The organism is Streptomyces zaehneri, assembly GCF_032248645.1.
GTDB classification, from domain to species: Bacteria; Actinomycetota; Actinomycetes; order Streptomycetales; family Streptomycetaceae; genus Streptomyces; species Streptomyces coriariae.
This window is the reverse complement of the sequence record NZ_JASTTJ010000035.1, coordinates 1-12,854: the sequence shown is the minus strand read 5'-3', so window position 1 is coordinate 12,854 and position 12,854 is coordinate 1. Positions and strand designations below refer to the sequence as shown.

Here is a 12,854-nt window from a genome sequence, read left to right as displayed (position 1 = left end):
GTGGACAGCGAGGAACGGCTGTAACGGCAGTACCGTCATTCATGTGACCGGGTTGTTAACCGCTTCCGTATCGGACGTTAAGCGACAGCTTTAAGCCAACACAAGCATTTGTTTTTGCGTCTTGAGACTCATAATGGGAGGGGGATTGGGTTAGGCTGTGCGGCCATGAGTGCTCTGCCCGGCGCCGCCATCGCCCCCTCTTCCGCAGCCTCCGTCCGGCAACAGCCGGGGGGCATCGTCCATCCGCGTCTGTCCGTTCCGGTGCTGCGGTTCCGGGACGGCGGGGGACTGCTCTACTCCACCCTCGCCCGGCTGATCGCCTCCGGCGCCGCCGTGCACCGCGGTGAACTGGTGGAGCGGGCCGGCCTCGCCCGCTCCACCGTCACGCGCCATCTGGAAGCGCTGATCGAGGCAGGGGTCATCATCGAGGACGGGTCCGTGGGCCGGCCCGGACGCGGCAGGCCACCGCAGCGGCTGTCCGTCAATCCGCGCGCCGGGCTGGTGGGTGTCGCCGACGTGGGCGCGCTGGAGGCCCGGCTGGCGATCACGGATCTGGCGCAGAACAGGCTCGCCTCGCTCGACATCCCGGTCGACCTGGCGCAGGGCCCGGAGGCGGTGCTGGAACAACTGGAGGCCGCGCTGAAGGAACTGCACGGCTCGGTCGGCGCAATCCTGGCCACGGGGGACAGGAGTGGTGCTGCAGACGGTGAACCCGGTGACCTCTGCGCCGTCACCGTCGGTCTTCCGGGCCCGGTGGACCACGCCGCCGGCATACCGGTCCGTCCGCCGATCATGCCCGGTTGGGACGGTTACCCGGTCGGCCAGGTCCTCTCTCAGCGGTTCGGCTGCCCGGTCCTGGTCGACAACGATGCGAACCTGATGGCCCTGGGGGAGGCCCGCACCCTGCCCAAGGATCAACTGCCTCTGCTGTTTGTCACGGTGTCCACGGGAATCGGAGGGGGGCTCGTCTCCGCCGAGGGAGAACTGCACCGTGGTGCGGACGGAGCCGCCGGCGATATCGGGCACCTGCCGGTGCGGGGCGCCGACGACGTGGTGTGCCGTTGCGGCAAGACGGGCTGTATCGAGGCGGTGGCGTCCGCCGCGGCGATGACCGCCAGGCTGGAACGGGAACGGGCCGCACAACCTGGCCTTCTGACCGAGACCGCGGAAGATGCCCTGACAGGAACGGAAGAGCTGACCCGCCTGATCCGGCACGGTGATCCCGCAGCCTTGAGGATCGTCCTCGACGCGGCCGAGCACATAGGAGAGGTCGTCGCCCTCCTGGTGCACGTCTGCAACCCCGCCCGCGTCGTCCTCGGCGGAACCCTGGCGAGCGTGGGCGACGAACTGGTGTCGCGAGTACGAGGGGTCGTCTACCACCGGGCGCTGCCACTGGCCACGAGGAACCTCCGGATCGAGGCGAGCCGCCTCGGTGAGCACGCGGGCCGGGTCGGAGGGGCCGTGCTGGGGGTGGAGCAGGTGCTGTCCCCGGACGGCATCATCGACCTGATGCAGCGTCAGCGCTGACACGGTGTCTTCGTGGCCGGCTCACGAGTGCAAGTGACCGGCGACATCGACGAACTGCAGTCCACACATCACCGGCTCACCGAGATCCGACCACCCTCCCGGCAGGGCTGCGCGTCATCTCTGCCCGTCACATTGATGGTGACCGGGGACTGACCGGGGCGGTGCCGCCGTGTTCGAGTCGCTTGCGGGTTCCACGCGGTCAGGTCACGCGAGTACGCCCCTTGATGACCACCTCCGAAGCGCTCACAGCCGGGCAGGAGCGCATGGCGAGGTGACCGGCCCGGCCGCGGGGCGTTGTGCAGTCGTCGTGGTGTCAGGTGCGGTCGCAGTCGAGGCAGGTGCGGGGAGCGCCGCTCGCGTCGGAGAGCTGGCTGCGGTGGTACACAAGGAAGCAGGTCGCACAGACGAATTCGTCGTCCAGTTGCGGAAGCACCTGGACGACCAGTTGCTCGTCCGAGAGATCGGCACCGGGAAGTTCGAGGCCTACAGCGCTCTCGAACTCATCGACGTCGATGGTCGAAGCGGACGTGGCGGTGCTCCGGGACTTGAGCTCCTCGAGGTTGTCGATGACGCCGTCGTTGCGTGGGGCGTCGAAGTCCTGTGCCATGCTGCCTTCTCTGTCATGTGCCGTCTGCGGTGCTTGCGTAGGGCTGGGGAGCCCACACGAGGGGAAGCGGAGAGTGGTCCGGTCAGGTGGGCTGGACGGTGATCGTGCAGAGCCGCTTGGTGGCCCGGGTCAGGGCCACGTACAGGTCCCTTTCCCCACCTGGGCGGGCTGTGGTGATCTCTTCGGGGCTCATGACGACGACCCCGTCGAATTCCAGGCCGCGCGCTTCGGACGCCGGCACGATGCGTGCGTGGTGTGCGATGCCTTCGGCCGTCAGCTCGCTCACCCTCCAGTCCGCGCAGATCACCCCCAGAAGCTCGCCCGGGTACGTGATGCTTTGGGCTCGAAGCTCTTGGGCGACGGAGGCGACCAACCCGTCCGCAGGCGCGGACACGGTGCGGGGAGCCTCACCACTTCGCAGTGAGCGTGTCGGCTTCTGGTCCGGAGCGATCCGTGCGAGCAGCCCCCGGACACTTTCCAGGATTTCCTGTGTGGTGCGGTAACTGACGCTCAAGTGGTGCAGGTTGAACCGCGGTCCGACGTGGGGGCTCAGCGCCTCCTTCCAGCCGCGTGCTGTCGCGACCGGGCCCGCTTGGGCGAAGTCACCCACCAGCGTCATCGCCCTTGCCGGGCAACGGCGGACGATCATCCGCCATTGCATGGCGGTCAACTCCTGAGCCTCGTCGACGACGACATGCCCGTACGTCCGCTCCGGCGGGCCATCGATCAGGCTCGCAGCCTCGTCCAGCAACGGCACATCGGCATCAGTCCACGGGGCGTCCGGGCCGCGAAGCACATGTGACCGCTCGTCGGTGGTCAGGCCGGGCATGTGCTCGGCGAGAGCGTCCACGTTCGTCAGGAGTGCTCTCACCAGGTCACCGGGTATCAGCCGCGGCCACAGCACCTCCACTGCGCGGTCGACGCCGGCGTCGTCGAGGAGATCGGCCCGGATGGTGTCCGCGTCCAGATCGTGAGCCGGGCCCGAGGCCGCTGCGCCGTCGTGGTCGAGGTGGCGCGGGCCGGCCACCGCGAACCGGTCGAGGTTCCTGCCCGTCAGCTGGGTGACCTCGGCATCTATCCGCTCCAGAAGGTCGCTCATGTCACGTTTCAGTGCATCGGTGACGGCGTCGACCAGGAGTTCCTTGAATACCTGGCGCGCGGGGTTGTGCCCCAGCCCGGTTGCCACGGCGGCGTCGCGTGCTGTGATGACTTTCTCAGCGGGCAGGTGAACCGGTTCCTGCCCGACTCGCACGGTGAATTCGCCGCACGGGGCCTGGTGGGCGCGCAGCAGGCCGGCCAGAGCGTCGGCGAGGGCGGAACTGCCCTTGAGGCGCGCCGCATCGAACGGGTCCACCGTGTCCGTGGACACTCCGGCCAGTTCCTGGCAGGTCGTCAGGACGACATCGTTCTCTCCGAGCGAGGGGAGGACCTGGGAGATGTAGTCGAGGAACCGACCGTTCGGCCCGACCACCAGGACACCCCGCTCCGCGGCGCGGGGGAAGGCGTACAGGACATAGGCCGCCCGGTGCAGGGCGACCACCGTCTTGCCGGTGCCGGGCCCGCCCTGCACCACGGTCACTCCGCGGTGGGCGGAGCGGACGATCTCGTCCTGCTCGGCCTGCAGTGTCGCGACGGCCGCGTGCATCCTGCCGGTACGCCGCGCCGACAGAGCCTCTGCCAACGGGCCGTCACCCACTGCGTCTTCACCGGTGGGAGCGGAACCGTCCAGCAGTTCGTCGCTCACCGAGATCACCGTGCGCTCCTCGAGACGCAGGTGTCGGCGCCGTCGCAGGTTCATCGGATGAACCGGCGTCGCCTCGTAGAAGGGCCGTGCCGCGTTCGCGCGCCAGTCCACGAGCAGAGGCAGGATGTCGTCCTCCGTCTGGAGCCCTATTCGTCCGATGCGCAGGGCTGTGCCGTCCGTCCAGTCGATGCGGCCGAAGACCAGCCCGTTCTCAGCACCCTCCAGCCGGCTGATCTCTTTGGCCAGACGCTCTGCGGTGACCTCTTTCTCGTGTGCCTCACCGGCACTGTCCGCCGGGGCTTTGAGCGCGGCCGCTCGGTGTGCTCGTGCCTCGGACAGCCGCTCGGTGAGCAGTTGGTACAGGGCGGACACGTGAGCTTGTTCCAGATCGACCGCGCGCGCAGCGAGGTCGTACACCTGCGACAACAGGGGCTCCTCTTCTCGATTCGGCCACCACTATGTCGCTTCAGTACTTAAAAAGTAAATATTGACTTACTTAAGTAATTAGCCTCCCATTGCACGAAAAAGAGGCTATGGGCTGAGTAAGTGCAGATATCACCTGGCTTCGTCAAGTGCTGCGGGCGAAGGCGGCACGACGTCGGCTCGAGTGGCAGAACGCCGGTCGGAGACTCCTGCCTGACGTCCTATTTTACCGGACACATGACTTGACTATCAGGTCTGCCGATCCTAGCTTGAAAGTGATCAGGCAGGCACCACGGCAGGACGAGGGAGCGATCGGCCCGCATCGTCCTGCTGGCGCACTGCTGGCCGGTAGAGATCGGGAGTTGCAATGGAGCAACCGGAAATGGGCCGACTGTCAGTCGACAGGGACCGGTGCGAGGGCTATGGGATGTGCGAACAGGCCGCGCCGGAGCTGCTCCACCTCAACGATGACGACGAACCGGTCATCGACGTGGTCGAGATTTCGCCCATACAGAAGCCTCTCGCTGACGCTGCGGTGCGCGCCTGCCCGGTGGCGGCTCTGAACGTCAGCACCACTTCGGCACCGGCGTGACCGCCCTGCGCCACATCGTTGTCGCCGGGGCGTCACAGGCCGGCTGCGCCTGTGCCGCCGCATTGCGAGGCTTCGGCTTCGACGGTGAGATCACTCTGCTCGGCGATGAGCCCCACCGGCCATACACACGACCGCCGTTGTCGAAAGGTGTACTGGTCGGTGCCGCACCCGACGACAGCGTCTTCCTGCCCGTCCCCGACGACGTCTCGATGCTCCCTGGTGTCGCTGCCGTCGGCCTCGATCGTTCGCGAAACGTCGTCGAACTGGCAGACGGTGAAAGCCTGCACTACGACGGTCTGGTCATCACCACCGGTGCCCGCGCCAGGCGGCTCACCTCCGCGGGCGGAGACCGCGAGCTCACTGTGCGCACCCTCGACGACGCCATCGGCCTGCGACAGCGGCTGAATGGCGCGCAGACGGTTGTCGTGGCTGGTGGCGGCTTCCTCGGCATGGAGGTCGCCTCCTCGGCCGCGAGCCTCGGCAAGTCCGTCACCGTTGTCGACGGGGCCAGTCCGCTGGCCGACCGTCTCGGCTCCCTGCTGTCCGGCATACTGCTGGACGCGGCCGCAGAGCAGGGTACACAGGTTCGTGTCGTTCCCGGCGGCGTCACTGTCGGCTTCCAGGACGGCGCCCCCGACCGGTTGCTGTCGGCCGACGGCACGCTCCTCGCGGAAGCCGACATCGTCGTCACCGCCGTGGGCGACCTGCCCAACACAGAATGGCTGCACGGCAGCGGTGTGCATCTCGACGGCGGAGTCGTGGTCGATGACGAGTGCCGTGTCGCTCCCGGCATCGTCGGTGCCGGCGACGTGGTCTCCCTCCGTCGTGCCGACGGGCGTTGTCTGCGCAGCCCGCACTGGTCGAATGCGCTGTCACAAGCCAGGACCGCCGCCGCCACCCTGCTTGGACGGAAACCGTCCGGCGCGGCAGCTGCCACCACCCCACCATTCTTCTGGACCGAGGCGTTCGGTCTGAAGGTCCGGCTGGCCGGACACCTCCCTCCCGTTGGGGAGCCCACGGTGATCGACGGATCCATCGCCGACCGACGTGTCCTGCTTGCCTGGCGCGCCGGGCAGGAGCGCGGTTTCGGCACGGTCGCCGCGGTGAACTACCCCATGTCGGCGCCCAAACTCACCAAACTCGCCCAGCAGGTGCTGACTCACTGAAGGAGGCCGCAGTGCCCTCCCTTGTCACCTCCCCCCGGTCCGATGCCGACATCTTCTCCGAGAAGGTCATGGCCGATCCCTACGCGGTCTACCGTGCACTCCGTGACGCGGGACCGGTCGTCTACCTCGAACAATCCGATGTCTTCGCCGTCGCGCGCTATGAGCAGGCGCGCCACGTGCTCGGCGACTGGGAGTCCTTCTCGTCTGCCGACGTCGCGTTGAACGAACAGTTCAACCATTACATCGGTGACGGGATCCTTCGCGCAGATCCGCCGCTGCACGACCAACTGCGCAACGTCCTGTCCGCCCGTTTGGCTCCCCGGGCACTGCGCGATCTGGCATCCGACATAACCCGGCGTGCGGACCTCCTGGTCGACCGCCTCGTCGCGAAGGGCTCCTTCGACGCGGTGACCGATCTCGCGCGTTGGTTCCCCGTCGAGGTCGTCGGCGATCTGATCGGTCTGCCGCGCGAGGGGCGCGAGCGGTTGCTTCCCCTTCTCGACGCGAACTTCAACTGCTTCGGACCCGACAACGCCCGGACCCAGGCATCGTTCCCGCAGCTGCCCGAGCTGGCCGAGCACGTCATGGCCAGTGCGACTCGCGGAGCACTGTCCGAGGGCAGCATGGGCAGGGCGGTGTACGACGCCGTCGACGCCGGGGAGATCCCGGAGGCCGTCGCTCCATGGCTGGTCATGACCTACGTCACGGCAGGGATGGACACCACCGTGCACGCGATCGGCCACACCGTCTGGCTGATGGCTCAGCACCCCGACCAGTGGAATGCGCTGCGAGCAGACCCGTCCCTGACCCCTCAGGCATTTCGGGAAGTCGTGCGGTACGAGTCATCGGTCCAGGTGTTCGGAAGGACGGCACGCGTCGACTGGTCCGTCGGAGACGTCACCGTGCCGGCCGGCGCCCGCTTGGCCGTTCTCTACGGATCCGCCAACCGCGACGAACGCAAATGGGCAGACGCCGACCGCTTCGACATCACACGCAACAACCTCGATCACCTCGGCTTCGGCTACGGGCTGCATGGCTGCGCGGGGCAGGCCCTGGCCCGCCTGGAGGGCGAAGCGATCCTGCGGGCGCTGCTCCGCAGCGTGTCCCGCATCGAGGCCGGCGAGCCGGTCCGACACTTCAACAACATCTTGCGTGGCCTGGATTCGCTGCCAGTAACTGTCGTCACTGACTGACCCCTCATACGTGACGCGGCGCCCGGCTGGACCGGGGACCTCGCCGTCGTCGCCCGGCTCTTCTTCCTGTCATGTCGTGGCGCCTTCGTCAACAGGCGCCAGCCACCTGGAATGACCCGCCTCGGGCGGCGACCTACGGGACGGCACCGATGAACGGCCATCACATGCTCTTCGTGTCATGCGGGACAACATCGACCATCTCGGGCCGGTGCCCCTGCCTGACGGTTGGCAGCTCTGCGCCCTGTCGATCAACGGCGAGCCGGGACGCGTCACCTCGCCGGTCGGTCTTCAGCAGGTCTCCGGGCCTGAGCCGTGAGCCTGCCGTCTGACCGCCGCAGGCCGTTCGGCGCGGCAACCGGCTAGCTAGGCGTGCTGGGAGGTCAGGACATGCAGCAGCACCGTGTCCACGAAGCGTTCTCGCACATCGGGGGAAAAGGCCTTCCCCTGAACCACGCTGCGCGCGAGGACCTGTCCAAGAACCAGATCGAACAGAACATCCGACAGGGCGGCGTCCTGGAGCTCACCTCGACCGATGGCGCGCTGGACGACATCCCGGCAGTTGCGGCGCATCGGGTCCAGGGCTCCGTTCTGCAGGGCTTCGCCGACGGCAGGCTCCTTCTGCGCCGCGGCGAGCAGGCTGACGAATCCCGGAACATCCTCCTGATCTGCCAGAGCGGCTGCCAGGTCCGTCAGCGCCACCAGGTCCTCGCGCAGGTCGTGCGCCCCTGACGGCAGTTCCGGGGCGGACACCGAACGGTCGAGCAGCGCAGCACACACCAGCGCGCGCTTGTCGGCCCAGCGGCGGTAGATGGTGGTCTTGCTGGCACCGGCCCGCGTCGCGACCGCATCGATCGACAACTGCTCGTAGCCCACTTCGCGTAGCAGTTCGTGCGTGGCGCCGATGATCGCTGCAGTACGTGCCGCAGTGCGGCCGGGTAGCGTAGTCCTCTGGGGCATGGTGTACGTAACCGTATCTTTCACCTTGCTGCGCGGCAAGGAAGAAAGACCGTCTCAGGCAGCAGCCAAACGGGAACGTCCGCCTCACGTGTACGGCGCCGGATCGAACCGTCTGCGGGAGACGCGAGGCTATGCCGCCTCCACCACGGATCCGTTTCCGGTGGGAGGACCGGCCAGAAACGGATCCGCGGCGTCCTCACCTCCGGCTAGCGAAGGCGCCGGTCGCATGGTCGGCCGGGGGGCACCACGAGGCTCGGACCAACCACGGGCCCATGGGGTGGCGACGCAGCAGTGGCAGGGGTAGCGCAGCCGCTGACGCAGCAGGCGCTCAGATGTCGTCGTACGGGCAGTAGATGGGCGCGGTGTCCGCGTTCCCCTCGGTGATCAGCCGGTTGGGAACGTAAGCGATCTTGTCTGTCTGGTCGCCGCGGAGAAGTGACAAGGCGCTGGTGACGGCCAACTCTCCCATTTCCATGACTGGACTGGAGACGGTTGCTGAGAATCGTCCGTCCTTCAGGGCTGCCAGCCCTTCGTCGGTGCCGTTGGCCGTGACGATGCGTACGTCGGTGCTCCCTGCCTGGTCCAACGCCTCGCGCACCCCGAAAGCCATGTCTTCATTTGCCACGAAGACGTACTGCAGATCCGGGTGGGACCGGATCATCCGGGACGCTGCAGATTTCGCCTTGGACCTGTCGTAGCCCCCTGGTTCTGAAGCGACGACCTTGACGTTGTCCGCCAAGGCCTTGGTGAACCCGCGGACCATGCTGTTGGAAGAGGATGTTCCGTCGCCCGAGACGATGCCGACTTCCACTTGTCTGCCGTCCGCGTCCTTGCTGATCCACTCCGCGTTCAGGCGCCCGATCTCTGGGAGGCGGAAGAGGACGGCGCCCAGGACGTCGTCGTTGCCGTCGGAGGGAGTGTAAGAAGTGACGAAAAGCGGGATTCCTGCCTTCTTGGCCATGGCGACGTCGGCATCGAGCGCCTTGCTGTCGACCGACTGAATGATGATCGCGTCGACCTCGCTGTCGATCATCGCCTTGATATTGGAGAGCTCGCGGCCGGCACTGGCGCGCGAGTTGGCGACCTGCAGCGTGGCCATGTTGCTCGCGGCGGTCTCACGGACCGCTTTTTCCAGGCAGGTATGGAAATGCTTGGTGTCGCCGTTGACGAACCCGAGGCTGGGCGGACCGGATGAGGAGGAACGGCCCGTGGAGCTGGCGGCGCAGCCGCTCAGCAGCAGGCACAGGCCCATGGCTGAGGCGAGTGTCGTATGTCTGTGAACGCGGGACACGCGGTGCAGACCTCTCGTTGGTCGGTGCAAGTGGAAACTCTGTGGGGGCAGACCTGCCTCGCACGGCCGCGACGGCAGCCGTGCCCGGGAAGCCGGGTCATCCGGAACTGTGGTTCCTGAACCGACCCCTTGGCTCCGTGCCGGCGCGTAGGCCGAACGGTGATCAGGGGAGGCCACGGCGACAGGCGGACGAAGCGCCGGCCGGTGCTGCGTGAGGTTGCTGCTGGCGGTCTGGCCGAAGGGCAAGCGTCCTCATAGCCAATTCATGGTAATGATTATAATGATGTTGCATTGCTGTTTCCGCAGCCGTCAAGAGGTGAGACGATATTCGTCATGGCGAATCACCAGGGCCTGCCCGGGGACGAGAGCGCGACGGCACAAGATGAGCACGGGCGGCGTGGACCGCGACACGCACGAGCCGACAGAAGCGGCGATCCGCCGGCACTGCGACGAGCGGACTGGGGCCAAGCGGGTGGAGCATCCCGCGCAGAAGCCGCAGCCGCCATCGTGACCGATCTCGCCGCACGCCTCGCCCCCGGCACACGCTTGGGCACGAAGGACGAACTCCGCGTCCGATGCGGCGTCTCTGTCGGAACCTTCAACGAAACGCTCCGACTGCTCCAGACACGAGGAGTGGTCACCGTGCAACGCGGCCCTGGCGGCGGCCTGTTCGCGGCCGAGCAGACCCCCATGGCCAAGCTCGCCCATTCCGTTCTCGCGCTGGACGCCTTCCAGGCTGACGTGACCGAAGCGCTGCGGATCCGCAACGCACTGGAACCCCTGCTATGGCAGGACGCGCTGTGGCATGCCTCCCCGGCCGACATCAAAGAGCTCCGCGTTCACCTTGAGCACATGAAAGCAGCTGCCGAATCCGGCGACGCCGACAAGTTCGTCCGGACCAACTGGCAGTTGCACACCAGGATCGCCGACATCTCCCCGAACACCCTCCTGCGCTCGCTGTACGCAGCCCTTCTGGAATTGGTCGAACAGCACGCACTTGCAATCCAGCCGGAACCCGGCGTCCCCCTGACGGAGCACATTCACGACCGCTGGAGACTGCATGCCGCCCTGGTCGATGCCCTGGACAAGCGGGACGAGGGCGCGCTGATGCAACTCGTCGCAGAGCACGACACGGCTGCCATGCGAACTGACTAGCCATCAGAAACCCTTGGCCGCAGGCCTTATGAGCGCACCGTGGCCGCCAGCCGCAGGGCACCGGACCGGCAGGAGTACATGCCCAGAGGCTTGATCGTGGGCTGAACCGGTGCCGCGACCGGAACGGGCCATGCAGGCAGGCCGAATGGCCGCCAATCCGCCGGACCGGTGGCTGTCCGGGATCACCGGACCGGCGGACGCTCTCACACCGGTCGCGTGGCGGGTTCGGGGACGTGCACCGGTGCACCAGTGGCGTCCAGGATCTGCTGCCTACTGACGCCCGGGGCGGTCTCCACCAGTGCGAGGCCGTCGGGGGTGATGTCGAGGACGCCGAGGTCGGTGATGATCCGTTGGACGCAGGCCTCTCCGGTGAGCGGAAGCGTGCACTCCTCGAGGATCTTCGGTGAGCCGTCCTTGGCGGTGTGGTCCGTGAGGACGATCACGCGGCGGGCGCCGTGGACGAGGTCCATCGCGCCGCCCATGCCCTTGACCGTCTTGCCGGGGATCATCCAGTTGGCGAGGTCGCCGTGGGCGGAGACCTGCATGGCGCCGAGGACGGCGGTGTCGATGTGGCCGCCGCGGATCATGCCGAAGGAGAGTGCGGAGTCGAAGAAGGAGGCGCCGGGCAGCACGGTGACCGTCTCCTTGCCCGCGTTGATCAGGTCGGGGTCGACCTCGTGCTCGTCCGGGTAGGGGCCGGTGCCGAGGATGCCGTTCTCGGAGTGCAGGACGACGTGCACGCCGGGCGGGAGGTGGCCGGGGATCAGGGTGGGCAGGCCGATGCCGAGGTTGACGTAGGAGCCGTCGCGCAGTTCGGCTGCCGCGCGGGCGGCCATCTCATTACGAGTCCAGGCCATCAGGCGGTCACCGTCCTCTTCTCGATGTACTTGTCAGCCGCCTGCTGGGCGGTCAGCGCCACGACCCGCTGGATGAACACTCCAGGCAGGTGGATGTCCTCCGGGCGCAGCATCCCGGGTTCGACGAGTTCCTCGACCTCGGCGATTGCCACCCGACCAGCCATGGCCGCCAGCGGGTTGAAATTGCGAGCGGACATATCGAAGACGAGGTTGCCGTGGCGGTCGCCACGCGCTGCCCTCACCAGCGCGAAGTCACACACGATTGCCTCTTCGAGGACGAACTCGCGGCCATCAAAAGTACGAGTTTCCTTGGCTGGTGAAGCGTCGGCTACCGTTCCGTCGGCGTGATGGCGCCAGGGAATACCGCCGTCGGCGAGCGGGGTGCCGACCCCGGCGGGGGTGTAGAAGGCGGGGATGCCGCAGCCGCCCGCGCGCAGCCGCTCGGCGAGGGTGCCCTGGGGCACGAGTTCGACTTCGAGCTCCCCAGTGAGGTACTGGCGGGCGAACTCCTTGTTCTCACCGACGTAGGAGCCGGTGACGCGGGCGATGCGGCTGGCACCGAGCAGGATGCCCAACCCGTGATCGTCGGTGCCACAGTTGTTGGACACCACTTGCAGAGAAGCGGCGCCTTGAGCGTGGAGCGCGTCGATGAGGGTGCTAGGGATGCCGCACAGGCCGAATCCGCCGACGGCAACAGAAGCTCCGTTGCCTATGTCGGCCACAGCATCGGCAGCAGTGGCATAGGTCTTATCCATGGAAGGTCCTTCGTGATCTATGCAGGAGCACCTGGGACGCCAGCCCAAGCGTGACCAGGGGCTGGAGGCCAGGACGATTAGGGCCGAGGAAGGAAGGCACCGTCCGATATAGGCACCGCCGGTGGGTGCGCCGTCAGGAGGGCAGACGGCAGCGCCGGCTTGCAAAAGATCGAGCTTTGCTCCACCGTCCAGGCTGGAGCAGATTCAACATAATGATTACTGTGATCTTCGGTCGGCCGGATGGAGGGCGTCAAGAGTCTGAGAGGTAAAGAACACGATGAATCGAGCACCGGGCCCTCCGGCAACTCGGGTTCCCCTTCAAAGAAGGGGAACCCGAGATCCCAGATACTCCATAGTTTTCTGCTTCCATAAGAGCGCCGGGCGTAATCTGACCCAACGGCAGTATTGACGAACCGTCAGATTCCAACAGGGAGTCAGAGCACGCACCACAACAAGACCTTACGTAGCTAGCCTTCTGACGCGCGCGGAGCGTGCGTCAGATTCGTTTTACTAGCCTGCGGAGCAGGCTAGTAATCGATGAGCGGCGACTTGCCACGGAGTGGGCAAGTCGCCGCTCATCGATTACT

General features: G+C 66.8%; 12 protein-coding genes. 6 read left to right on the top strand and 6 right to left on the bottom strand.

Annotation, left to right across the window (positions count from 1 at the left end; genetic code table 11):
* The first annotated feature begins 165 nt into the window (after positions 1-165).
* On the top strand, positions 166-1,527 hold the full coding sequence (locus QQM72_RS37585) for an ROK family transcriptional regulator (RefSeq protein ID WP_314225285.1): 1,362 nt from the start codon (positions 166-168) through the stop codon (positions 1,525-1,527).
* Positions 1,528-1,840: 313 nt separating this feature from the next.
* Here QQM72_RS37585 and QQM72_RS37580 read toward each other — a convergent pair whose 3' ends face one another.
* Both QQM72_RS37580 and QQM72_RS37575 read right to left on the bottom strand, forming a co-directional pair.
* Positions 1,841-2,134, bottom strand: a complete 294-nt coding sequence (locus tag QQM72_RS37580) for a DUF4193 domain-containing protein (RefSeq protein WP_314225284.1) — start codon at positions 2,132-2,134, stop codon at positions 1,841-1,843.
* 82 nt (positions 2,135-2,216) lie between these two features.
* Complete coding sequence (locus QQM72_RS37575) at positions 2,217-4,304, bottom strand: HelD family protein (RefSeq protein ID WP_314225283.1); 2,088 nt, start codon at positions 4,302-4,304, stop codon at positions 2,217-2,219.
* A 364-nt stretch (positions 4,305-4,668) separates the two neighbouring features.
* On the opposite strand from QQM72_RS37575, the gene QQM72_RS37570 reads away from it, so the two are divergent.
* From QQM72_RS37570 to QQM72_RS37555, 4 genes are all read left to right on the top strand, one after another.
* A complete protein-coding gene (locus QQM72_RS37570) occupies positions 4,669-4,893 on the top strand; it encodes a ferredoxin (RefSeq protein ID WP_314225282.1) in 225 nt (74 codons plus the stop codon).
* Positions 4,890-6,059: an NAD(P)/FAD-dependent oxidoreductase gene (locus QQM72_RS37565; protein ID WP_314225281.1), complete on the top strand. Its 1,170-nt coding sequence runs from the start codon at positions 4,890-4,892 to the stop codon at positions 6,057-6,059. Before QQM72_RS37570 ends, QQM72_RS37565 begins: the two co-directional genes overlap by 4 nt.
* Positions 6,060-6,070: 11 nt before the next feature.
* Positions 6,071-7,252, top strand: coding sequence for a cytochrome P450 (locus QQM72_RS37560; RefSeq protein WP_314225280.1), 1,182 nt, complete (start codon positions 6,071-6,073; stop codon positions 7,250-7,252).
* Positions 7,253-7,430: 178 nt separating this feature from the next.
* On the top strand, positions 7,431-7,568 hold the full coding sequence (locus QQM72_RS37555) for a hypothetical protein (protein WP_314225279.1): 138 nt from the start codon (positions 7,431-7,433) through the stop codon (positions 7,566-7,568).
* A 47-nt stretch (positions 7,569-7,615) separates the two neighbouring features.
* Here QQM72_RS37555 and QQM72_RS37550 read toward each other — a convergent pair whose 3' ends face one another.
* Together QQM72_RS37550 and QQM72_RS37545 are read right to left on the bottom strand one after the other, a co-directional pair.
* Positions 7,616-8,209, bottom strand: a complete 594-nt coding sequence (locus QQM72_RS37550) for a TetR/AcrR family transcriptional regulator (protein WP_314225278.1) — start codon at positions 8,207-8,209, stop codon at positions 7,616-7,618.
* 328 nt (positions 8,210-8,537) lie between these two features.
* Positions 8,538-9,461, bottom strand: a complete 924-nt coding sequence (locus QQM72_RS37545; RefSeq protein ID WP_314225277.1) for a sugar ABC transporter substrate-binding protein — start codon at positions 9,459-9,461, stop codon at positions 8,538-8,540.
* A gap of 372 nt (positions 9,462-9,833) precedes the next feature.
* Here QQM72_RS37545 and QQM72_RS37540 point away from each other — a divergent pair, with 372 nt between their 5' ends.
* On the top strand, positions 9,834-10,655 hold the full coding sequence (locus QQM72_RS37540; protein ID WP_314225276.1) for a FadR/GntR family transcriptional regulator: 822 nt from the start codon (positions 9,834-9,836) through the stop codon (positions 10,653-10,655).
* A 203-nt stretch (positions 10,656-10,858) separates the two neighbouring features.
* Here QQM72_RS37540 and QQM72_RS37535 read toward each other — a convergent pair whose 3' ends face one another.
* Both QQM72_RS37535 and QQM72_RS37530 read right to left on the bottom strand, forming a co-directional pair.
* Complete coding sequence (locus tag QQM72_RS37535) at positions 10,859-11,512, bottom strand: CoA transferase subunit B (RefSeq protein WP_314225275.1); 654 nt, start codon at positions 11,510-11,512, stop codon at positions 10,859-10,861.
* On the bottom strand, positions 11,512-12,267 hold the full coding sequence (locus QQM72_RS37530; protein WP_314225273.1) for a CoA transferase subunit A: 756 nt from the start codon (positions 12,265-12,267) through the stop codon (positions 11,512-11,514). Before QQM72_RS37530 ends, QQM72_RS37535 begins: the two co-directional genes overlap by 1 nt.
* Between the last annotated feature and the right edge of the window lie 587 nt (positions 12,268-12,854).